General features: G+C 72.1%; 26 protein-coding genes. 9 read left to right on the top strand and 17 right to left on the bottom strand.

What is annotated here, in order from left to right:
- Positions 1-13 precede the first annotated feature (13 nt).
- Positions 14-985 carry an asparaginase gene (locus ACIPJI_RS15395; RefSeq protein ID WP_356618929.1) on the bottom strand — a complete coding sequence of 324 codons (972 nt, stop codon included), beginning with the start codon at positions 983-985 and terminating at the stop codon, positions 14-16.
- 45 nt (positions 986-1,030) lie between these two features.
- The gene (locus ACIPJI_RS15390; protein ID WP_402246684.1) at positions 1,031-1,651 is read right to left on the bottom strand and encodes an AmfC protein; all 621 of its coding nucleotides are present in this window, start codon (positions 1,649-1,651) and stop codon (positions 1,031-1,033) included.
- A 168-nt stretch (positions 1,652-1,819) separates the two neighbouring features.
- Here ACIPJI_RS15390 and dtd point away from each other — a divergent pair, with 168 nt between their 5' ends.
- The gene (gene dtd / locus ACIPJI_RS15385) at positions 1,820-2,257 is read left to right on the top strand and encodes a D-aminoacyl-tRNA deacylase (RefSeq protein WP_402246682.1); all 438 of its coding nucleotides are present in this window, start codon (positions 1,820-1,822) and stop codon (positions 2,255-2,257) included.
- 59 nt (positions 2,258-2,316) lie between these two features.
- Here the strand turns inward: dtd and ACIPJI_RS15380 are convergent, their stop codons facing one another.
- From ACIPJI_RS15380 to ACIPJI_RS15355, 6 genes are all read right to left on the bottom strand, one after another.
- A complete protein-coding gene (locus tag ACIPJI_RS15380; RefSeq protein WP_402246680.1) occupies positions 2,317-3,288 on the bottom strand; it encodes a YgfZ/GcvT domain-containing protein in 972 nt (323 codons plus the stop codon).
- A 9-nt stretch (positions 3,289-3,297) separates the two neighbouring features.
- Positions 3,298-3,735, bottom strand: a complete 438-nt coding sequence (locus ACIPJI_RS15375; protein ID WP_307707180.1) for a Fur family transcriptional regulator — start codon at positions 3,733-3,735, stop codon at positions 3,298-3,300.
- A gap of 90 nt (positions 3,736-3,825) precedes the next feature.
- Entirely contained in the window at positions 3,826-4,398 is a 573-nt protein-coding gene (locus ACIPJI_RS15370) for an FABP family protein (RefSeq protein ID WP_159690361.1), read from the bottom strand.
- A gap of 244 nt (positions 4,399-4,642) precedes the next feature.
- Positions 4,643-5,590, bottom strand: a complete 948-nt coding sequence (locus ACIPJI_RS15365; RefSeq protein ID WP_402246678.1) for a hypothetical protein — start codon at positions 5,588-5,590, stop codon at positions 4,643-4,645.
- The gene (locus ACIPJI_RS15360; RefSeq protein ID WP_402246677.1) at positions 5,587-6,459 is read right to left on the bottom strand and encodes a hypothetical protein; all 873 of its coding nucleotides are present in this window, start codon (positions 6,457-6,459) and stop codon (positions 5,587-5,589) included. The genes ACIPJI_RS15365 and ACIPJI_RS15360 overlap by 4 nt, the downstream gene beginning before the upstream one ends.
- Complete coding sequence (locus tag ACIPJI_RS15355) at positions 6,456-7,328, bottom strand: hypothetical protein (protein WP_402246675.1); 873 nt, start codon at positions 7,326-7,328, stop codon at positions 6,456-6,458. Before ACIPJI_RS15355 ends, ACIPJI_RS15360 begins: the two co-directional genes overlap by 4 nt.
- Before the next feature lie 102 nt (positions 7,329-7,430).
- Between ACIPJI_RS15355 and ACIPJI_RS15350 the strand changes: the two genes are divergently transcribed.
- Positions 7,431-7,793 carry a DsrE family protein gene (locus ACIPJI_RS15350; protein WP_189468536.1) on the top strand — a complete coding sequence of 121 codons (363 nt, stop codon included), beginning with the start codon at positions 7,431-7,433 and terminating at the stop codon, positions 7,791-7,793.
- Positions 7,794-7,820: 27 nt separating this feature from the next.
- Here ACIPJI_RS15350 and ACIPJI_RS15345 read toward each other — a convergent pair whose 3' ends face one another.
- From ACIPJI_RS15345 to ACIPJI_RS15310, 8 genes are all read right to left on the bottom strand, one after another.
- The gene (locus ACIPJI_RS15345) at positions 7,821-8,084 is read right to left on the bottom strand and encodes a DUF3099 domain-containing protein (RefSeq protein WP_307707185.1); all 264 of its coding nucleotides are present in this window, start codon (positions 8,082-8,084) and stop codon (positions 7,821-7,823) included.
- Positions 8,085-8,170: 86 nt separating this feature from the next.
- The gene (locus tag ACIPJI_RS15340; RefSeq protein WP_005315529.1) at positions 8,171-8,458 is read right to left on the bottom strand and encodes a DUF1416 domain-containing protein; all 288 of its coding nucleotides are present in this window, start codon (positions 8,456-8,458) and stop codon (positions 8,171-8,173) included.
- 28 nt (positions 8,459-8,486) lie between these two features.
- Positions 8,487-9,326, bottom strand: a complete 840-nt coding sequence (locus ACIPJI_RS15335; RefSeq protein WP_356618944.1) for a sulfurtransferase — start codon at positions 9,324-9,326, stop codon at positions 8,487-8,489.
- A 148-nt stretch (positions 9,327-9,474) separates the two neighbouring features.
- A complete protein-coding gene (locus tag ACIPJI_RS15330; protein ID WP_355648638.1) occupies positions 9,475-9,558 on the bottom strand; it encodes a putative leader peptide in 84 nt (27 codons plus the stop codon).
- A 262-nt stretch (positions 9,559-9,820) separates the two neighbouring features.
- The gene (locus ACIPJI_RS15325) at positions 9,821-10,513 is read right to left on the bottom strand and encodes a DUF2993 domain-containing protein (RefSeq protein WP_356618946.1); all 693 of its coding nucleotides are present in this window, start codon (positions 10,511-10,513) and stop codon (positions 9,821-9,823) included.
- Positions 10,514-10,642: 129 nt separating this feature from the next.
- Entirely contained in the window at positions 10,643-11,896 is a 1,254-nt protein-coding gene (locus ACIPJI_RS15320) for a hypothetical protein (protein ID WP_402246672.1), read from the bottom strand.
- 10 nt (positions 11,897-11,906) lie between these two features.
- Positions 11,907-12,161 carry a MoaD/ThiS family protein gene (locus ACIPJI_RS15315; RefSeq protein ID WP_159690344.1) on the bottom strand — a complete coding sequence of 85 codons (255 nt, stop codon included), beginning with the start codon at positions 12,159-12,161 and terminating at the stop codon, positions 11,907-11,909.
- 45 nt (positions 12,162-12,206) lie between these two features.
- Entirely contained in the window at positions 12,207-13,034 is an 828-nt protein-coding gene (locus ACIPJI_RS15310) for an alpha/beta hydrolase (protein WP_402246670.1), read from the bottom strand.
- A 239-nt stretch (positions 13,035-13,273) separates the two neighbouring features.
- Here ACIPJI_RS15310 and ACIPJI_RS15305 point away from each other — a divergent pair, with 239 nt between their 5' ends.
- Positions 13,274-14,053 (top strand): response regulator transcription factor, encoded by a 780-nt coding sequence (locus tag ACIPJI_RS15305; protein ID WP_307707190.1) that lies wholly within the window; start codon positions 13,274-13,276, stop codon positions 14,051-14,053.
- Positions 14,054-14,076: 23 nt separating this feature from the next.
- Positions 14,077-15,105, top strand: a complete 1,029-nt coding sequence (locus tag ACIPJI_RS15300) for a LacI family DNA-binding transcriptional regulator (RefSeq protein ID WP_307707191.1) — start codon at positions 14,077-14,079, stop codon at positions 15,103-15,105.
- A 48-nt stretch (positions 15,106-15,153) separates the two neighbouring features.
- Here ACIPJI_RS15300 and ACIPJI_RS15295 read toward each other — a convergent pair whose 3' ends face one another.
- Complete coding sequence (locus ACIPJI_RS15295) at positions 15,154-15,960, bottom strand: FG-GAP repeat domain-containing protein (protein WP_402246667.1); 807 nt, start codon at positions 15,958-15,960, stop codon at positions 15,154-15,156.
- Positions 15,961-16,152: 192 nt separating this feature from the next.
- On the opposite strand from ACIPJI_RS15295, the gene ACIPJI_RS15290 reads away from it, so the two are divergent.
- The 5 genes from ACIPJI_RS15290 (at position 16,153) to ACIPJI_RS15270 (ending at position 21,475) form a co-directional block, all read left to right on the top strand.
- Positions 16,153-17,223, top strand: coding sequence for a S1C family serine protease (locus ACIPJI_RS15290; RefSeq protein WP_402246665.1), 1,071 nt, complete (start codon positions 16,153-16,155; stop codon positions 17,221-17,223).
- 20 nt (positions 17,224-17,243) lie between these two features.
- Positions 17,244-17,957: a response regulator transcription factor gene (locus tag ACIPJI_RS15285; RefSeq protein ID WP_402246663.1), complete on the top strand. Its 714-nt coding sequence runs from the start codon at positions 17,244-17,246 to the stop codon at positions 17,955-17,957.
- Positions 17,954-19,354, top strand: coding sequence for an ATP-binding protein (locus tag ACIPJI_RS15280; protein WP_402246661.1), 1,401 nt, complete (start codon positions 17,954-17,956; stop codon positions 19,352-19,354). The genes ACIPJI_RS15285 and ACIPJI_RS15280 overlap by 4 nt, the downstream gene beginning before the upstream one ends.
- A gap of 109 nt (positions 19,355-19,463) precedes the next feature.
- Positions 19,464-21,062, top strand: a complete 1,599-nt coding sequence (abc-f, locus tag ACIPJI_RS15275) for a ribosomal protection-like ABC-F family protein (protein ID WP_402246659.1) — start codon at positions 19,464-19,466, stop codon at positions 21,060-21,062.
- Between the two features lie 41 nt (positions 21,063-21,103).
- Positions 21,104-21,475 carry a hypothetical protein gene (locus ACIPJI_RS15270; RefSeq protein WP_402246657.1) on the top strand — a complete coding sequence of 124 codons (372 nt, stop codon included), beginning with the start codon at positions 21,104-21,106 and terminating at the stop codon, positions 21,473-21,475.
- Position 21,476: the final 1 nt, after the last annotated feature.

Genomic DNA, 21,476 nt, shown 5'->3' with positions numbered 1-21,476 from the left:
GCCGCGCCGGGCATCAGAACGCCGCCCGCACCGACCCGACCTCGACGCCGCCGCCGAGCAGCGGCAGGTGCCCGATCCGGGCGACCACCGGTGAGTCCACACCCATCAGCGTGAGCGTCCGCGCCAGCACCGGCCCCAGCGCCCGGGTGGAACCGTCGTCGATCTTGAACGCCAGTGCCCGGCCGTCCGCCAGCGCCACCGCCTGGACCGCCTCCGCACCCATCTTGGAGAGCGCGCCGGGCACCTCGCGCATCAGCCAGGTGTCGGGCCGGCGGGTACCGGCGACGTACTCGGGATGGGCGCGCATCGCGTCCGCGACGCGGCGCTCGGCCGTACCGGGCGCGGCGAGCACGAAATGGCGGAAGGCGCGGGCCAGACCGGTCAGGGAGACGGCCATCAGCGGTGCGCCGCAGCCGTCCGTGCCGACGGCGCCGACCGGTTCGCCCGCCGCGTCCTCGACCACCGTGCGGACCAGCTGCTGAAGGGGGTGGGCGGGGTCCAGGTAGTCCTTGCGGTCCCAGCCGTTCACGGCGCAGACCGCGAGCATGGCGGCGTGCTTGCCGGAGCAGTTCATGGTGACCTTGTCGCGCACCTGCCCCGACGCGAGGTACGCCTCGGCCTCCACCGGGTCGAGCGGCAGGTCCGCCGGGGTCAGCAGCTCGTCGGCGGTCAGCCCGTGTCCGGCGAGCATCTTGCGCACGAGCTCGAGGTGGAACGCCTCGCCCGAGTGGCTGGCCGCGGCGAGCGCAAGGCGCTCCCCGTCGATGTCCAGCCCGGCCCGCAGCACGGCGGCGGCCTGCATCGGCTTGTTGGACGAGCGGGGGAAGACGGGCAGCGACGGGTCACCGAGCGCCAGTTCCACACTGCCGTCCGCGGCCAGGACGACCAGCGATCCCCTGTGCCGGCCCTCCACGAAGCCGGAACGCACCACCTCGGCGAGGACCGGGGTCGCGGCGGCGGTGCTGGAGGAGGACGAGGAGGACATCGGCGGCCTTCCGGGGCAGGGGATCCGCCCACCGGAAGGATCGCTTCACGTGAGCAGGTCGTCTACTTGTGCTTCGCCTTCACGGTACCTGCGGGCGATCTCGGCACTGCAATCGTCGGCCGTCCGCTGGAGCAGCCGGCGGCGGTGCGAAACCTGCTGCTCGTAGCCCAGCAGCCGGCCCATCGCCGTGTGCAACTCCTCGTCGGTGCGGGCGTCGAGGTCCGAGAGCTGGACCTCGTCGAGCATCTCCGAGGCGAGCCGCCGGTACTCCTCGCCGTGCGGTGTGGAGAGCGTCACATGGCGTGCGGAGGACCCTCGCCTGGACGGCGGGTCGGCGAGGATCTCCGACAGCCGGTCCACGACCAGCCGGTCCACCACCGGTGTCCCGGGTGTGCCGGTCGTACCAGGGCCCTCACGGCGGGCCAGCTCGGCCCGGAGGATGTCGATACGGCCCTGTACCAGCCGCCGCACATAGCTGAGGTCCGCCTCGTCGCGCTGCGAGTCGCGGCGCAGCGTGCGCAGCTCGGGCAGGCGCAGCGCGGTGAGGTCGTGCTCCGGGTGCTCGGGCAGTTCAGCGCCGTTGCGCTGCCGCGGCGGGCGGACCGCGGAAGCGGAATGCCGGATCGGTACGGGACCGAGCGACTGCCCGGCGCCAGAAGTGCTCATGTGCGTGTGTCCGTCCCCTCGACCGGTGCATGGGCCTTCCCGGGCCCGGAGGGCCGAGGGGTTGCACCGCCTTCGTGCATGGTGCCACTCCGATACGTCCCCATGCAGGCGCATCGCACCCGTTCGGCCCTGAATGGCGGCCCGGACGGCCCCGATAGGTTGCTCCGTATGCGAGCAGTGGTACAGAGGGTCGACGGCGCGAGCGTCGTGGTGCCCGGCGAGTCGGGACCGGAGACCGTCGGTGAGATCACCGGCGAAGGGCTGTGTGTGCTGGTGGGGGTCACGCACACGGACACAAAGGAGAAGGCGGCACAACTGGCCAGAAAACTATGGTCGGTTCGTATGCTCGAGGGCGAGAAGTCCTGCTCGGACGTGGGCGCGCCCCTGCTGGTGATCTCGCAGTTCACCCTCTACGGGGACGCCCGCAAGGGTCGCCGCCCGACGTGGAACGCCGCGGCTCCGGGCCCGGTCGCCGAGCCGCTCGTCGACGAGGTGGTGGCGCAGCTGCGGGCGCTCGGCGCGCACGTGGAAACGGGCCGGTTCGGAGCGAAGATGCGGGTCTCGCTCACCAACGACGGCCCGTTCACCGTGCTGATCGAGGTCTAGGGGCTTCCGTCCGGGACAGGCAGGATCCGAACGGCAGGCCCTGGCGGCGGTGGCCCGCGCTACGGCTCGACGACCGTCTCCTGGGCGGCCGCCGTGTCCCCGGCCAGCAGCTCGGCGTCCACCGGCACGTTCCGCTTCACCAGCGCGAGCGCGATCGGCCCCAGCTCGTAGTGGCGGGCGGACGTCGTCACGAAGCCCAGCTGGCGGCCCTCGGCCCCCTCGGAGGCGAGGCGGACCGGAGTACCGGGCGGGGGCAGGTGCACCTCGCTGCCGTCCAGGTGGAGGAAGACCAGGCGGCGCGGCGGCTTCCCCAGGTTGTGGACACGCGCGACGGTCTCCTGACCGCGGTAGCAGCCCTTCTGGAGGTGCACGGCGCTGCCGATCCAGCCCAGCTCGTGCGGGATGGTGCGGTGGTCGGTCTCGAACCCGAGACGGGGGCGGTGGCTCTCCACCCGCAGGGCCTCGTACGCGAGGATCCCCACGGCCGGTCCGGCCTCCGCGGCGAAGGCCTCGAGGCCGGCGCGCGGCAGGAACAGGTCACGGCCGTGCGCCGTCTCCCGTACGACGACGCCTTCGGGCACCTCGGCGATGGACCCGGCCGGCAGATGGACGACCGCGAAGTCGTCGGTGCGGTCGGCGACTTCGGCCTTGTAGAAGAACTTCATCGACTCCAGGTAGCCGATGAGCGCCTCGCGCGTGCCCGGTTCGACGTGCGCCCAGACCGTCTCGCCGTCGTCGACGAGATACAGGGCGTGCTCGATGTGACCGTGCGCGGAGAGGATCAGCGCCTCTGTGGCCTGCCCGGGGGCCAACTCGCTCACGTGCTGGGTGAGCAGCAGATGCAGCCAGCTCAGCCGTTCCTCGCCGGTGACGGTGACGACCCCGCGGTGCGACAGGTCCACGAAGCCCTTGCCGTCGGCGAGGGTGCGCTGCTCACGGAACAGGTCGCCGTAGTGCGCGGCGACCCCTTCGTCGCGCCCCTCGGCGGGGACCGCGCCGGGCAGGGACAACAGAGGGCTGGTCGATGACATGGCCCCAGCCTACGACTCGGCCTCCGCGGCCTTCGCCGTGCAGTCCTCACAGCGCCCGAAGATGGCGAAGTGCTTCATGTCCGTCTCGAAGCCGAACGTCTCACGGAGCTTGGCGGTGAAGTCCGCGGCGACCGAGACGTCCGCCTCGATCACGTCCGTGCAGTCCCGGCACACCAGATGGAGATGATGGTGCCGGTCGGCGAGATGGTAGGTGGGCGCCCCGTGCCCCAGATGGGCGTGCGAGACGAGGCCCAGCTCCTCGAGCAGCTCCAGCGTCCGGTAGACCGTGGAGATGTTCACCCCGGACGCGGTTTTGCGCACCTCACCGAGGATCTCGTCCGGCGTGGCGTGCTCAAGGGCGTCGACGGCCTCGAGGACAAGCTGGCGCTGCGGAGTCAGCCGGTAGCCGCGCTGCCGCAGATCGCTCTTCCAGTCGGTGCTCACCACGCCCCCAGTGTAGGCAGCGCGCACCGTCCGGCGGCCGTCCGGTGCGAAGAGGATGTCCTGTCGGCAGCGTGCCGTGTCCGGGAAAGAGCCCTACTTGAAGAAGGCGATGCCGTCGTCGGGCAGGTCCCCGAGGTCCTTCGCCCACGACTCGACCTGCTCGGGGGTGACGACCTTCTTCAGGTGCGCCGACATGTACGGGCGCAGCGGCACCTCGGGGGTGGCCTTCTCGCCCACCCACATCAGGTCGCTCTTCACGTAGCCGTACAGCCGCTTGCCGCCGCTGTACGGGCCGGAGGCCGCGGTGCGGGCGACGGCGTCCGTCGCCAGGTCGATCTGCGGCTTCTGGTGGGCGAGCTCGCCGTACCAGATCTCCACGATGCCCTGGTCACGGACCATGACGACCTCGACCTTGCGCTCCTTGTCGATGCGCCAGTAGCCGGACTCGCTCTCCAGCGGCTTGACCTTGTTGCCCTCGGTGTCGAGGACCCAGGAGTGCGAGACGTACTCGATGAAGTCCCGGCCGTCGTGGCTGAAGGTCACTGACTGGCCGAAGTTGCACTTCTCGGCGCCGGGGAAGTCCGCGACGCCCGCGCCCTCCCACGTGCCCAGCAGGAACGCGAGGGGGACGAGGTCCGGATTCAGGTCGGACGGGATCTCGATCATGAGCAGCTCTGTCGATCTCTAGGGTTCGAGTGGTACGGGTCCCGAGGGTACGGGTGACTACCGCTGGCCCTGGTACAGCTTCTTCACGGTCAGACCGGCGAAGGCGAGGACGCCGACGCAGACCAGAACCAGCAGAGCTTCGAAGAAAACGATCACGGGGTGCTCCTCGAATGAGCGTGGAGGCGAAAGCGGGCCGGGCCCCAGCTTAGTGGGCGGGGGCCCGGCCCGTTCTGTGAGGTCCGCGTCAGCCGAGCAGCTGGTTCTGCAGGACGACGGTCTGGTGGAAGGGCACGAGCGGAGCCTCGCCCTTACGGGAGACCACCACGAGCGCGAGGGTGTCACCGGCGGTGACGTACGCGTGCCGGACGTGCACCGGGCCGCGGGGCGCCGGCTCGTCGTACACGTAGCGCTCGGTGGAGGCCACCTTCGCGCCGGTCTCCCACTCCAGGTCGAACGACGACACCTCCTCCACGCCCTCGGGCCGCAGCCCGGTGTCCGGCGCGCCGCCGATCTGCGCGTCGAAGTAGTGGCCGGCGAGGGCGGAGGTGTGGAAACGGAGCAGGAAGATCCGTGTCGAGGTGCCGTCCGGCATCGACCAGCCACGGGCGACCACATGGCGCAGACCGCCCTCGGTGAGGTGCTCCCGCAGGCTCTCGCGGCCGTCCTGCGCGTACTCGTCCAGGTACCGGTCGACCGTCACCCGGCTCCGCTCACCGCGCAGGGACCGGTCGGGGCTGCTGCCCGCGGGCGCCGGGAGCAGCAGTTGCTCCAGGTCCGCGTAGTGGATCTCGCCGGGGTTCTCCTGGACGAACGGGAGCGGCGCACCGGCCGGCAGCACCGGCTTGGTCAGCTCCGGGTAGTCCCAGCGTCCGTCGGAGAGGGTGGACAGTCCGGGGACGTCGGTGCGCTCCTGGTCGACGACGGCCAGCGCCGTGCCGGTGCCGGCCGCCGCGAAGACCACCACGGCGGCCGTCCAGCGCAGCACGGCCCGCAGCACCCGGCGGTCCCGCTGTCGCGGGACGGCGGCGGGCGGCGCCGCCTCCGGGTCCTGGGCGGCGGTCTCCCCGGGCACGGGGGCGTCCCGCGGGGCGGACTCGGGTGCCGGCGCGTCCGGGAGCGCCGCGGCCGGCGGCGCCGTCTCGGCTCCGGGCACCCGAGCGGGGGTCGCTGGAGCGTTCTGGTCGTCGGTCACACGGACTCCCCGGGTGAAGCGATGCGGTCGAGCTGCTCGCCGACGAGTTCCGCGAGCGACTTGGTGACCAGCGGCTTGGGGCCGTACGCGTACATGGTCACCAGCACCTCACCCACGTGGCCGGTGCACATCATGGCGTCCAGCTTCAGGTCCTTGACCTTCGGCAGCAGGAAGCACGCGGCGTCCGGGTGCCCCTTGATCTTCGGCCCCTTGCGGAAGACGCCGAAGGCCTCGGTCATCTCCTTCTGGAACGCGGTGATACCGGTGACCGCCTTGGTGTTCTCCAGCTGCGCCAGGCGCGTCTCGAGGACGTACCGGTTGCCCGAGTCCCGGTAGCTGCGCATGGCCAGGCCCTTGATGCGCAGCTTCTCGACGGCCTTGTCGTACGCCTTGCGCTTCGCGCTCGGCAGGCCCCGGGAACCCTCCTTGAACAGCGCGACCGCACGCCGCTGGTCCACGACGGAGTCGTTGCCGAACTCGTCGATGTCCGGGCCCGGGCGGTCGAAGGGCGGCAGGGGAAGCAGCTGTGCCGCCAGCCCGGTCGGCTCCAGAGGCGGAAAGTCCAGCTCCGGATGCTCGGCCGGCTCGGCCCAGGTGACCGTCGGCGCGGTCCGGTCCGCGTCCCGCAGGGCGGACCGGCCCCAGCCGGCGGCGCCGGCGACGAGGCCGAGGCCCACCACGGCGGCGACGAGCTTCACCGGGAAGCGGCGCCGCGCGCCCGGGGCGGGCGCCTGGGGCTGCGGGACGGTCACGGGCGCCTCGGGCGCCTCGGGCAGCTTTGACGCGGCAGCCTCGGCGGGCTGCTCGGGCCGCGCGTCGGGGGCGGGCGCCTCGGGCGTCGCCTCTCGGCGTTCCTCGTGCTGGGTCACAGTCGCTCCAACTGGCGCTTCGCGAGCGACTTCAGGGCCTTCTCGCTGATCGGGCCCGAGTTGTTCACGTATTCGATGATCATGACGAGGTCGCCGCGCCAGGCGACGGCCCGGCCCTGGTAGAGGGGCTCGTACCCGGCCTCGCGGTGAGGTTCGTCGTAGACATAGGTGCGGCCGTTGGCGCTGCCGGGGATGGGCTCGCCGTCGTTGCCGGCCCACTCGTCCTCGCTCATGTACGCCTGCTGACCCTCGCCGAACCGCTCCGCGTTGAGTTCGGTGTTCTCGCGGAACTGCACCAGGCGGATGTCGACGTAGACCTTCTCGTCCTCGGACCAGCCGACGCTCACGGCCCGGCGGAAGTCGTTCTCCGCGAGGTCCTCGAACATGTACTCCTCGTCCTTGAACCACGTCGCGAAGGAGAAGAGGTCGTCCCAGTCGGCCTTCTGCTCCGTCTTCGCGCCCTTGGGCTCGGGGACCAGCAGCTGCCGCAGGTCGCCGTCGGTCTTCGCCCAGCGGTTGACGGAGACGGACCGGGCGGTGGTGTGCTCCCCCGCCTTGACCGGCTTCGGGGTCCTGATGTCCGGCTGGGAGAGCGGCGGGAGCGGCGTGGGCTCCCGGTGGTACTGCACGGTGTAGCCGGTGACCGCGCCCGCGACGACCCCGAGGACCGCGGCGGCGGCGACGAGGAGCGTCGTGCGCCCTCTGCGGCGGGACCGGGCCGCCGGCGCTGCCCGCTCCGGCGCCGTGTCCGCGACGGATGCCGCCTCCGCGACGGATGGCGCGTCCGCGACGGGTGGCGGCGGCACGGCCGGCTCCGGTCGCGTGTCGGGCGCCGCCTCCTGCGGCACCTGATGGTCCTGCGTTTCCAAGAGTCCCCCCACGAGACCTGAGCCGCGGATTCCGTATCCGCGTACCCAGCAGACCCCGGCCACGGGACCAGGGTTGTAGGGCGGCGCATTACAGTTCGGCATATGGCGAACAAGCTCGTGATCAAGGTGACCGCAGGTGCCGACGCACCCGAGCGCTGCTCCCAGGCCTTCACGGTCGCGGCCGTGGCCGCGGCCAGCGGGGTGGAGGTCTCGCTCTGGCTGACCGGGGAGTCCTCCTGGTTCGCGCTGCCGGGGCGGGCGGCCGAGTTCGAGCTGCCGCATGCCGCGCCGCTGCCCGAGCTGATCGAGTCGATCCAGGCGAACGGGAAGATCACGCTGTGCACGCAGTGCGCGGCGCGGCGGGACATCACGGAGAAGGACACGCTCGAGGGCGTGCGGATCGCCGGCGCGCAGGTGTTCGTCAGCGAGATCATGCCGGAGGGTGTGCAGGCCCTGGTCTACTGACCGCGCCCCGCCCCGCGCCGGCCCTGCCTACTGGTGCGGCCGGCGTCTGCCGTCGAGCTCGTCCCACCACTCGTCGGACTTCGGGTCGCCTGAGGGGTCGTCCCACCAGCGGTCCTCCGGGCCGCGCCGGTTGGCGATCACGGCGGCGACCGGCGGGATGACCATGGCGACGACGCACATGCCCACCGCCGTGGGCACGGACCACAGCCGCACCACGGCCCAGGCGGCGACGAAGAGGAAGAGGCAGCCGCCCATCAGCAGGAAGTAGACGTGCCGACGCCTGGCGTACATGCCTCCAGCGTACGACCGAAGGGCCGCACCTCGTTCCCGGTAGCGTCCAACCCCCAGGAGGTGCGGCCCTTCGGCCTGTCAATGACTCAGACGGCGATGGCGACCTCGGAGAGGCCCCCCGTCTGGGCGACGACCGTACGGTCCGCCGTGCCGCCGGGCACGAGCGCGCGCACGGTCCACGTGCCCTCGGCCGCGTAGAAGCGGAACTGTCCGGTCGCCGAGGTCGGGACCTCCGCGGTGAATTCGCCGGTCGAGTCCAGGAGACGGACGTAACCCGTCACCGGCTCGCCGTCGCGGGTCACCTGACCCTGGATGGTGGTCTCACCGGGCTTGATCGTCGAGGCGTCGGGGCCGCCGGCCTGCGCTCCACACATGCTGTTCTCCAGAAAAGGTCGGGGCGGATTACTTGTTGGCGCCGAGCTCGATCGGCACGCCGACGAGGGAGCCGTACTCGGTCCACGAGCCGTCGTAGTTCTTGACGTTCTCCTGGCCGAGGAGCTCGTGGAGCACGAACCAGGTCAGCGCGGAGCGCTCGCCGATGCGGCAGTAAGCGATGGTGTCCTTCGACAGGTCGACCTGCTCGTCCTCGTAGAGGGCCTTGAGCTCCTCGTCGGACTTGAAGGTGCCGTCGTCGTTGGCGTTCTTCGACCACGGGATGTTGCGGGCGCTGGGCACGTGGCCCGGGCGCTGCGACTGCTCCTGCGGGAGGTGCGCCGGGGCGAGCAGCTTGCCGCTGAACTCGTCGGGCGACCGCACGTCGACGAGGTTCTGGCTGCCGATCGCGGCCACGACGTCGTCGCGGAAGGCGCGGATGGACGTGTCCTGGGCCTGGGCCTTGTACTCGGTCGCCTCACGGACCGGCACCTCCGCGACCAGGTCGCGGGAGTCGAGCTCCCACTTCTTGCGGCCGCCGTCGAGCAGACGGACGTCGCCGTGGCCGTAGAGCTTGAAGTACCAGAAGGCGTAGGAGGCGAACCAGTTATTGTTGCCGCCGTAGAGAACGACGGTGGAGTCGTTCGCGATGCCCTTCGCCGACAGGAGCTTCTCGAAGCCCTCCTGGTCGATGAAGTCACGGCGGACCGGGTCCTGGAGGTCCTTGGTCCAGTCGATCCGGATCGCGTTCCTGATGTGGTTCTTGTCGTAGGCCGAGGTGTCCTCGTCGACCTCGACGATGACGACCTTCGGGTCGTCGAGGTGGGCCTCGACCCAGTCGGCGTCTACCAGGACGTCGCTGCGGCTCATGGTTGTTCTCCTCCGGGGCAGTGTGCGGCGGTGGTGCGCGAGGGGTTGTGCGCGAGAGGTGTGCGGGTACGCGGAAGGGCGTCGATCAGCACGGGGCGGCCCTGACATGGAGGTCGAAGGGCCTGGGGATACGGGGCAGTGCTCCCGCTCAGACAGTGCGACAGAGCATGGCGGCGACGCGGCACAGGTCTACTGCCCGCCGCTTCGTGAGATCCGCCTGTCGCTGCTTCATGGGACCGATCGTAGGGACGAGTCGGTGGCCATGTCACCGGCGTGTCGCATGTTGAGACGCGATCGTCCACTATCCGGGACGGGCGTCGGGTCCCGGGCACTCGGAAGTATCCGGGGGGCGGGCCGCGTCCCGCGTGCATCTGCACAGCGGACACAGCCGTCTCACCATTCGGCGCGCTGGTCCGGCCCCGGTCCCGATCCGGCGCGACACGACCGGCTGCGGCGCGCCCCGGTCCGCCGCGCCCCCTGCTCGGCCGCTGGGCTCAGCCCGCGAGCCGAACGTCCTTGCCGGTCACCGTGATCACGACGCCGTCCGGCCCTGCCTCGACCTTCTCGAGCTTCAGCCCCGCCGGCAGCCCGCCCAGCTTCCGGTCGAAGTCCGTCTTCTTGCGGATCTCGCCCTCGAGCCCGGGGATCCCCTCACCCGGGACCTTGTCGGCGCGCACCCTGATCGTGTCCCCGTCGACGATGCTCACCGTGGACACCACGCTGCGCGTGATCTTCCCGAACAGCGGCAGGGTCACCGAGCCGGTGACCTTCACCTTGCCGTTCTGGCCGTACGCGACGGTGACACCGTCGTCGGCGGCCTCCGTGAGGTCCGCGTAGCTGATGCGGGCGGTGCCCTCGGCACGGGCGGCCGTGGCGCTCGAATACCCCTCGGCGACCCGGACGTCGAACAGGTCGGCGGTCATCTCCTCGATCCGCACCGGCCGGCCCGCCGCGCTGGTCCGGATGCCCTCGAGCTTGATCTCGACCTCGTCGAACTCGCTGTCCATCGCCTGCGTCAGGAAGGGAAAGCCCTTGATGGACACCGCGGTCGAGTCGGCCGTCCCCTCCTGGACCTTGATCCGCTCCGCCGCCTCCGACTCCGCCACGTTGAGCGCGATCCGGTCCGCGGCGACGAACAGGCCGCCGAGGACGACGGCGATGACGATCAGTATTCGCAGTGCACGCATGTGTTCGGTGTCCCCCACCCTGTCTGGCCACGGACGCCCGTTGAGCCCGAGCCGGTCGGGACGACGCCTGCGCAGTGATCGACGTCCGGCGGCCGCCGATGGTTCCGAACCTGCCCTCCGTGCGGGCGGCTATGCGAGCGCGCGCCCGATCAGGTAGACGGCGGGGGCGGCCGCGGTCAGCGGAAGCGCCACACCGGCGGTCATGTGGACGAAGCGGGAGGGGTAGTCGTAGCTCGCCACCCGCAGACCGATCAGCGCGCACCCGCCCGCGGCCAGACCGAGCAGCGCGCCCCCGGAGCCCATGCCGGTGAGCCCGCCGGCCGCGATGCCGGCGCCCGCCGCCGCCGCAAGGGACAGCGCGACCGGGACGACCCCGCCCAGCGGCAGGGCGCGGACCGTCGTGGCGACGGCGACGGCGATCGCGCCGACCACCACCGCGTCGTCGTCGGCGGCGAGATGACCGGCGGCCAGGACGGCGAAGGCCGCGGAGGCGACCGTCGCCATGAGGCCGTACACCCGTTCGTCGGCCCCCGCGTGACTGCGCAGTTGGAGGACGAGCGTCAGCAGCACCCACACGCCGAGCGTGCCGATGATCGCGGCGGGCGCGTTCCCGTCGCCGGAGGCGAGGAGCGCGGCGTCGGCCGCGAGACCGCCGAGGAACGCGAGCGCGATGCCCTGCCTGGCCGGCCACATGCCGTTCAGGCGGAACCAGCCGGCCGCGGTGACCGCCTGGAGCAGCACCAGCGGTACGAGCAGCGCGTACTCGCCGACGGCCGCGCCGCCGGCGAGAAGCAGCGCGAGCACGGCGGTCAGGCCGGCGGGCTGCATGCCCGGCGCGATGATCGGCGAACGCCCCTCGGCGCGGGCGCGCTGGGCGTCCGTGATCCGGGCGTTGCCGCCGACGGTCGGCGAGCTGTACCCGGCCGGGGCCTCGGGCGCTGCTTCCGCCACGGGGGCGGGTGCGCTCGGGTACGCCGCCGAAGCGCGGGCGGGAGCGTGCGGGACGGGCACCTCGGGCGGCAGCGGCAGACCCGCGGCGGCGGGCACCGGCGGCAGGTACGCCGTGTCGGCCGCGTCCGGAGCGGGCGCCTGCTGCTGGGACTGCGGCTCGGGCCGGGGCCCGCCCCAGGCACCGTCGGCCCCGGCGGGAGGGTGCGCGCCGGGCTGCACGATCGGCTGGTACTGCGTGTCCCAGGTCTCGCCCTGCCAGGTCTGCGTCTCGCCCACGTCCCCGTACGGCTGCTGCCGGTAGGCGTCGTCGTGGCCCGCCGGCTCCTGCTGCCGGTAGGCGTCCTCGTACCCCGCCGGCTGCTGCTGCCCGTACGCGTCCCCGTAGGACGGGTACGGCTGCTGTCCGTACGGATACTGCTGGTCGCTGCTCATGCTGTGCGGTTCACCCTCCTGCGAACGGCGGGAGCACCTCGACCGTGCCGCCCTCGGCAAGCCGTACGGTCTCATGACTGCGGGTCCCGACGGGGTCACCGTCGACGAGGAACGAGCAGCGCAGCAGTACGCGCGTCAGCTCCCCGGGGTGCTTGTCCCGCACCGCCTCCAGGGCCTCCGCGAGCGTCTCCGCCGCGTAGGGCTCCTCCGCGATGCCGGCCGCCGCCTTGGCCGCGGCCCAGTAGCGGATGGTTCCCGCTGCCATAGCGGCACTCCTTTCGTCTCCGTGCGCGCCGCTCACCATGATGGGCTATCGGCCGGTGAGCCATTCCCCCAGGCGGCGCAGCAGCGGCTCGTCCGCCGCGTTCTCCGCGTGCCCCATGCCCGGCTCCAGCCACAGCTCCGCCGTCCCCTCCGCCACCGCGGCCAGCATCCGGGGGTGGTCGAGCGGGAAGTACGGGTCGCGGTCGCCGTGCACGATCAGCAGCGGCGTCGGCGCGATCAGCGGCACGGACTCGGCCGGGGAGAGCGGCACCGGGTCCCAGTCACGGTGATGGATGCGGGTACGGAACCCGTACCGCCCGACGACCCGGCCGGCCGGGCGGGTGACCACCCAGTGCAGCCGCCGCATCGGCGCCGTGCCGCGGTAGTACCAGCGGGCGGGGGCGCTCACCGAGACGACCGCGTCCGTGCGTGCCTCCGTGCGCCCCTCGTGCATCCGGGCGCCGTACAGCGCCGCGTGCCGCAGCACCACCGAGCCGCCCATCGAGAAGCCGACCGTCACCACCCGGGTGTGCCCGAGCGACCGGGCCCACTCCACGGCGGCGGCCAGATCCAGCACCTCGCGGTCACCGACGGTGGAACGCCCGCCGGAGCGGCCGTGGCCGCGGAAGGAGAAGGTCACCACCCCCGCGTACCGGGAGAAGGTCCGCGCCGCGCGGCGCACCGCGGGCCGGTCGACCGAGCCGGTGAAACCGTGCGCGACGACGACGGCGGTGCCGGTCGGGCCGCTCGCACAGGGCTCGTAGCGGGCTTCGATCCGGACACCGTCGGATGTCAGGAGAGTTGCGCCCTGAGGGCGCGGAGAGATCCTTGACACGTCCACAGTGTGAAATCGGCCCTCTCGCCCAGAAGTCATGTGGGCTATTCTGCTGCGAGAGGATCCGGGCAATGCAGCCCCCGGATCCTTTTGTGTTTTCCGGCCATTGTTACAGGCTGGTGAACAAAGCCTCACAAAGGCTCTCGGACGCGAGAGAGCCGCGTACGAAGCAGTGCACGTCCTCGCAGGGACCGAGGAGGAACCGACGTCATGGACGAGCGAACCGACGAGCGACCCCAGCACGCCGAACGCACGACGATCAGGGCAGGTGGGACGCGATGAGCTCCCTGCTGCTCCTGACCAATGCCCTCCAGCCGTCGACGGAGGTGCTTCCCGCCCTCGGACTGCTTCTGCACAACGTACGGGTGGCACCGGCGGAGGGGCCGGCCCTCGTCGACACCCCTGGTGCCGACGTGATCCTCGTCGACGGCCGCCGCGACCTGCCGCAGGTGCGGTCGCTCTGCCAGCTACTGCGGTCCACCGGGCCCGGCTGTCCGCTCGTCCTCGTCGTGACCGAGGGCGGCCTCGCGGCCGTCACCGCCGACTGGGGCATCGACGACGTGCTGCTGGACACGGCCGGACCGGCCGAGGTCGAGGCACGGCTGCGGCTCGCCACCGGCCGCCAGCAGATCACCTCCGACGACTCCCCGATGGAGATCCGCAACGGCGACCTGTCGGTGGACGAGGCGACGTACAGCGCCAAACTGAAGGGCCGGGTCCTCGACCTGACCTTCAAGGAATTCGAACTGCTCAAATACCTCGCGCAGCACCCCGGCCGGGTCTTCACCCGGGCGCAGCTGCTCCAGGAGGTCTGGGGCTACGACTACTTCGGTGGTACGCGCACGGTCGACGTCCATGTGCGGCGGCTGCGCGCCAAGCTCGGCCCTGAGCACGAGGCGCTCATCGGGACCGTCCGCAACGTGGGCTACCGGTTCGTCGCCCCGGAGAAGGTCGAGCGGGCGGCCGAGGAAGCCAAGGCGAAGGCCGCCAAGACAGTAGCCCGTACGGATGACGGCGCCGAGGTGGAGGAACCGGCCGTACGCCCTGCCCAGAGGTAGGTCACCACGCGTAGACTTCGCGCGTGGCCAAGGTGACGCGGGACGATGTGGCACGACTGGCGGGGACTTCGACCGCGGTCGTCAGCTACGTCATCAACAACGGACCCCGGCCGGTCGCCCCGGCCACGCGCGAGCGGGTACTCGCAGCGATCAAGGAGCTGGGGTACCGGCCCGACCGGGTCGCGCAGGCGATGGCGTCCCGGCGCACCGATCTCATAGGCATGATCGTGCCCGACGCCCGGCAGCCCTTCTTCGCCGAGATGGCACACGCGGTCGAACAGGCCGCCGCCGAGCGCGGAAAAATGGTGCTCGTCGGCAATTCCGACTACCGCGACGAGCGTGAGGTCCACTATCTGCGGGCCTTCCTCGGCATGCGGGTCTCCGGCCTGATCCTGGTCAGCCAGGGCATGAGCGAGCGCGCGGCCGCCGAGATCGAGGCGTGGGACGCGCGGGTCGTCCTGCTCCACGAGCGGCCGGAGGCGATCGACGACGTCGCCGTCGTCACGGACGACATCGGCGGCGCGCAGCTCGCGACCCGGCACCTGCTCGAGCACGGGCACGAGTACGTCGCCTGCCTCGGCGGCGTCGAGTCGACCCCGTCGGTCGGCGACCCGGTCGCCGACCACGTCGAGGGCTGGCGCCGGGCCATGCAGGAGTCCGGACGCGCGACGGAGGGACGGCTCTTCCAGGCCCCGTACAACCGCTACGACGCCTACCAGGTCGCGCTGAAGCTGCTCGCCGGGCCCGACCGTCCGCCGGCGATCTTCTGCTCGACCGACGACCAGGCCTTCGGCGTCCTGCGAGCCGCCCGGGAACTGCGGATCGACGTGCCGGCCGATCTCGCGGTGGCCGGCTTCGACGACGTCAAGGAGGCGGCCCTGACGGACCCGCCCCTCACGACGATCTCCTCGGACCGCCCGGCGATGGCCCGCGCGGCGATCGATCTGGTCCTCGACGACGGCCTGAGGCTGGCGGGCTCACGGCGCGAACGGGTCAAGCAGTTCCCCTCGGGCCTGGTGATCCGCCGCTCCTGCGGGTGCGGCGAGCCGTAGCGGCGAAGGGCCCCGGGCCGGGGACGCCTCCCCGGTCCGGGCGCCGCTTCACCAGGCGCCGTTGAGGCCGTACCAGTCGCCGTTGACCGACTCGCCGGCCCGGAAGGTCGTGCTGCCGCCGGTGCCCCGGTAGCCGAGCAGCCGGCCGGGGCTGCCACCCATGTATCCCTCGTTGGTGATCGTCAGGACGTCGTTGAGCGTGCCGCCGTTGTACGAGCCGACGCTGATGAAGGTGTCCATGACCTGCCAGCCGCCGCCGACCAGCTTGCGCGTGCCGAACGCGCCGCGGCCGTTGCCCGGGTAGAGCCAGAGCTTCCCGGCCGTGTCGCGGGCCAGCAGATCGGGACGCGCGTCGCCGGTCAGATCGCCCGGCCCGGTGAGGGCGTTCATGACCTGCCAGCCGCCGCCGACCGGCTTGCGCGAGCCGAAGGCGCGGCCGTTGCCCGGGTACATCCACAGCGTGCCCGCCGTGTCACGGGCCAGCAGGTCGCCCCGGCCGTCGCCGGTCAGGTCGCCCGCCGCCGCGATCTGGCGCATGACCTGCCAGCCGCCGCCGACCAGCCTGCGGCCGGCGAAGCCGCCGTTGCCGGTGCCCGGGTACAGCCACAGCTGCCCCGCCTTGTCCCGGGCGAGCAGGTCCTCGTTCTTGTCGTCGGTGAGGTCGCCGTGACGGGTCATGGCGTTCATGCTGTTCCAGCCGCTGCCGACGAGCCGGCCGGAGTGGTCGCCGGGAAGCCGCCACAGCCGTCCGGCCGTGTCCCGGGCCAGGATGTCGGGGAGCAGATCATGGTCGAGGTCGCCGAAGCCGGCCGGCGTGGCGGTGGGCGCCGTGGCCCACTGCGGGTAGGCCGGCATGTGGCACTCCCGCTCCGTCCTGACGAATTTGCAGGGTGCAGACCCTCGAGCCCCGGCCACGGTTGCCCGGTTCCGGACGCCTTTCCGCGGCGCCGAATCCACGGGCGGCCTTATATCGGGCATACACGGTTCTGTCGGGCTTCTCAGCGCCGTCTCAGACGGCTCTCATCCGGGCCGACGACAGTCGATGCCATGAGCGACCACTACCGCCGAAGCGGCGACGATGCCCACCACCAGCAGCCGTACGGCGCTCCCCTCCCGCAGGGGGCGGGCGGCGGATACCCGCCGGTCCCGCCCTACCACCCCGGCGACACCACGGCCGGGCACATCCCCGGACCGCACGCACCCGCACCCGCGCAGGCGGCCGCGTACGCGCCCGTACCGGCACAGCGGGCGCGGGCGAAGCGTCCCGTGGCGCTGCTCGCCGCCGTCGCCATCGTCGCCGCGGCCTTCGGCGGCGGTGCCTCCGTCCTCGTCGGGGAGCTCACCAAGGACACCGCAAGCGGCGGCTCCGGCGCGGTGACCGGCACGAACGTGTCGCAGAGCAGCAAGGGAACGGTCGCCGGCGTCGCACAGGCCGTCTCCCCGAGCATCGTGGAGATCAGCGCGGACTCGAACACCGGGCAGTCCACCGGCTCCGGTGTGATCATCACCGAGGACGGCGAGATCGTCACCAACAACCACGTCATCTCGGGCGCTTCGACGATCAAGGTGCAGCTCAGCAACGGCAAGACGTACGAGGCGGACGTCCTCGGCACCGATCCCGGCAAGGACCTCGCCCTCATCAAGCTCCAGGGCGCGTCCGGCCTGAAGGCCGCCTCGCTCGGCGACTCGAGCAAGGTCAAGGTCGGCGACGAGGTCGTCGCGATCGGCTCGCCCGAGGGCCTGACCGGCACGGTGACGAGCGGCATCGTCTCCGCCCTCGACAGGGACGTGACCGTGGCCAAGGACGAGGAGCAGCCGCAGCAGCAGGACCCACGGCAGGGCTGGCCCTTCGAGTTCGGCGGGCAGCAGTTCAACGGCGACACCGGCGACTCGACGACCACCTACAAGGCGATCCAGACCGACGCCTCCCTCAACCCCGGCAACTCCGGCGGCGCCCTGATCAACATGAACGGCGAGATCATCGGCATCAACTCGGCCATGTACTCGCCCAGTTCCGCCACCGGGTCCACCGCGGGCAGCGTCGGACTCGGCTTCGCCATCCCGATCGACACCGTCAAGGCCGACCTGGACGCCCTCCGCTCCGGCGACGGCAACTGATCGCGTGCGAGGCTTGGTCCATGACTGAAGGTGAGCGCATCCTGATCGTCGACGACGAGCCCGCCGTGCGTGAGGCGCTCCAGCGCTCGCTCGCGTTCGAGGGATACGGCACCGAGGTCGCCGCCGACGGCATCGACGCCCTCGCCCGCGCGGAGGCGTACGCCCCCGACCTGATCGTCCTCGACATCCAGATGCCGCGGATGGACGGTCTGACCGCGGCCCGCCGGCTGCGGGCCGCCGGATCGACCGTGCCCATCCTGATGCTCACGGCCCGCGACACGGTCGGCGACCGGGTCACCGGCCTCGACGCCGGCGCGGACGACTACCTGGTCAAGCCGTTCGAGCTGGACGAGCTGTTCGCCCGTATCCGCGCGCTGCTGCGGCGCAGTTCGTACACCACGGCCGGCCCCGGGGGCGCGGAGGAGGACGTGCTGTCCTTCGCCGACCTGCGGATGGACCTCGCGACCCGGGAGGTCACCCGCGGCACCCGCCGGGTCGAGCTGACCCGTACCGAGTTCACGCTGCTGGAGCTCTTCCTGGCGCATCCGCGCCAGGTGCTCACCCGTGAGCAGATCCTCAAGTCCGTGTGGGGCTTCGACTTCGAGCCGAGTTCCAACTCCCTGGACGTGTACGTCATGTACCTGCGGCGCAAGACGGAGGCGGCCGGCGAGCCGCGCCTGGTCCACACGGTGCGCGGCGTGGGGTACGCGCTGCGCACCGGCGGCCCGGAATGACGAACAGGTTCCGCGCGCTTCCCCTGCGCTCCCGTCTGGCGCTGCTGGTGGCGACGGCGGTGGCGGTGGCCGTCGCAGCGGCTGCCAGCGTGTGCTGGCTGGTGGTGCGCAGCGCGCTGGTCGACTCGCTCGACAACGCGCTCAGCACCAACCGGATGGCGCCGCGCCAGGTGCTCGCCTTCGTCGACCCCGCCGGTCAGTGCCGAAAGGCGGCCCCCGCCGGTCCCGACACCGACCTCTTCAAGTCGACGATCCAGCTGCTGGACCGCCAGGGGAACAGCTGTGTGGTCCTCGGCGACGAGTCGGTCGAGGTCACGGACGCCGACATCGACGTCGCCGGCGGCCGGTCCGACTCCTCCTTCCACAACGCCACGGCGTCCGACGGCTCCGAGTACCGCGTCTTCACCTATCCCATCGAGGGCTACGCGGGCGCGGTGATCGTCGCCCGTCCCCTCAGCGAGGTCGACGACACCCTCGGCAATCTGACGCTGGTGCTGGCCCTGGTCGCCGGCGCCGGTGTGCTCGGCGCCGGCGCGGCCGGCGCCTGGGTCGCCAGGACCGGACTGCGGCCGGTGGACGAACTGACGGGCGCGGTCGAGCACGTGGCCCGTACCGAGGACCTGAGCGTGCGCATCCCGGTCGAGGGGGACGACGAGATCGCCCGGCTGTCCCGGTCGTTCAACGCGATGACCGCGGCGCTGGCGTCCTCGCGCGACCTCCAGCAGCAGCTGATCGCGGACGCCGGCCATGAGCTGCGCACCCCGCTGACGTCGCTGCGCACCAACATCGAGCTGCTCGCCAGGAGCGAGGAGACCGGCCGCGCCATCCCGCCCGACGACCGCAGGGCGCTGCTCGCCTCGGTCAAGGCGCAGATGACCGAACTGGCCGCGCTCATCGGCGACCTCCAGGAGCTGTCCCGGCCGGACGTGGGCGCGAGCGGCAAGGTGCAGGTGGTGGCCCTCCACGAGATCACGCAGGCGGCCCTCGACCGCGCGCGGCTGCGCGGCCCGGAGCTGACGTTCACGTCCCGGCTGGAGCCCTGGTACGTACGGGCGGACCAGGCCGCGCTGGAGCGGGCGCTGGTCAACGTCCTGGACAACGCCGTGAAGTTCTCGCCGCCGGGCGCCGAGGTCGAGGTGGGGCTGCGCGGCGGTGAGCTGACGGTCCGCGACCACGGTCCGGGTATCCCGCCGGAGGAACTGCCGCACGTCTTCGAACGGTTCTGGCGCTCTCCCTCCGCGCGGGCGCTGCCCGGTTCGGGGCTGGGGCTGTCCATCGTGGCGCGCACGGTCCGGCAGGCGGGCGGCGACATCGCCCTGGAACCGGCCGCCGGCGGCGGCACCCGCGCGGTGATCCGCCTGCCGGGGGCGGCGGGTCCGCCGCCGCCCACCCCCTGAACATCTCGCGAGACGGAACGTCTTGCCAGGGAGGGGCGCACACACTACTCTCACATCGAGACGAACCGTCTCGTCTCATCTCTCCTGTCGTCCGCCGAAGGAAGCGCCCTTGTTCCCAGCCACCGCCACCGCCGCCCAGTTCGTCGTCACCGACGTCACCAAGCGCTACGGCGACCATGTCGTCCTCGACCGGGTCTCCTTCACCCTGCGCCCCGGCGAAAAGGCCGGTGTCGTGGGCGAGAACGGCTCCGGGAAGTCGACACTGCTGCGGCTGCTCGCAGGAGCGGAGCAGCCCGACAACGGCACCGTGGCCGTCACCGCCCCCGGCGGCATCGGCCACCTCGCCCAGACGCTCGACCTGCCGGACACCTGCCTCGTCGCCGACGCGATCGACCTGGCCCTCACCGACCTCCGGTCCCTCCAGCGGCGGATCCGCGTCGCGGAATCCGGGCTGGCGACCATGGGTGAGGCCGGCCACGAGCGGTACGCACGACTGGTCGCCGAGTTCGAGGCACGTGGCGGACACGACGCCGACCGCCGGGTCGCGATCGCCCTGCACCGGCTCGGCGAACGGGCGGCACCGGCCCTGGACCGGCCGCTCGGCACGCTCTCCGGCGGTCAGCGCTCGCGGCTCGCACTCGCCGCGACCCTCGCCTCATCCCCCGAACTGCTGCTGCTCGACGAGCCGACCAACGACCTCGACGACACGGCCGTCGCCTGGCTCGAGGAGCGGCTGCGCGCCCACCGCGGCACGGTCGTCGTGGTCACCCACGACCGCACGTTCCTCGACCGGGTGACCGCCACGGTGCTCGAGGTGGACGACGACCGGAAGACCGTGCACCGCTACGGCGACGGTTACGCGGGCTACCTCACCGCCAAGGCCGCCGCCCGCGCGCGCTGGGCACGGGAGTACGAGGAGTGGCGCGACGAGGTGGCCCGGCGGTCGAGGCTGGCCGACACCAACATCGGTGCCTTGTCCGCCGTTCCGCGCAAGATGCCGCGCGGCTTCAGCGGCGCCGGCGCGTTCCGCGCGCGCTCGCGGACGCACGGCGCGGCGAGCCGCGTCCGGGACGCCCGGGAGCGGCTGCAGCGCTTGACGGAGAACCCGGTGCCACCGCCTCCGCGGCCGCTGCGGTTCACGGCCCGGATCGAGGGCGAGGCGGCCCGCGGTGTCGACCTGGCGGATGTACGTGTGCCGGGGCGGCTCCTTCTGGACGCACTGCACATCGAACCGGGCGGACGGCTGCTGGTCACCGGTCCGAACGGCGCCGGGAAGTCCACGCTCCTGAAGGTCCTGGCCGGCGAACTGGTCCCGGCGGCGGGCACGGTCGAGCGCCCGGAGCGGGTGGGCCTGCTGCGCCAGACCACCGGGCCCGTTCCGGACGGCCGCACAGTCCTGGAGGCGTACGGCGAGGAGCGGGCCGAAGCCCTGCTCGCGACGGGGCTGTTCCGGTCCACGGACCTGCCCGAGCCGGTCCGCACGCTCTCGGTGGGCCAGCGACGCAGGCTCGAACTGGCCCGGCTGCTCGCCGGCCCCGTCGATCTGCTGCTGCTCGACGAACCCACCAACCACCTCTCCCCCGTACTGGTGGAGGAGATCGAGGCGGCGCTGGCGCAGTACGCGGGGACGCTGGTGCTGGTCACCCACGACCGGCGGGCACGGGCGGCGTTCGACGGGCCCGAGCTGGCGCTCACCCCCTGCCGATGACCCGCCCGTGAAGGCACCCACACGGCCCACCATGGCTGGCTATGTACATGCCACCTCAGCAGCCGTACCGGGCCCCCGTCCCGCCGCCCCCGCCCATGCCGCCCTCCGCGCCCGCCCGTGGCAGGGGTCCGCTGGTGACCGCCCTGCTGGTCGGGCTACTGGTGGGCGGCGGAGGCGTCGGTGCGGCCTGGGCGCTGACGGGCCCGGGCGAGGACGCGGTCGCCTCCGGCCCCGCGTCCGACGCACAAGGCGCGTGCGCGGCCCTCGCCGACTTCGACGAGTCCACTTACGCGGCCAAGGGCGCCGAGGGCGAGGTGGCGCTCCACCGCTGGAACGGGGCCGTGGTGCCGGCCGAGGCCGCGGCCGCGGCCGCGGGCGACCCGGCCCACGAGCCGCTCGCGGAGGATCGCTGAC

The organism is Streptomyces sp. NPDC086835 (assembly GCF_044745705.1).
In the GTDB taxonomy this organism is placed as follows: Bacteria; Actinomycetota; Actinomycetes; order Streptomycetales; family Streptomycetaceae; genus Streptomyces.
The sequence above is the reverse complement of the archived record's forward strand: the minus strand, read 5'-3'. Positions and strand labels throughout refer to the sequence as shown.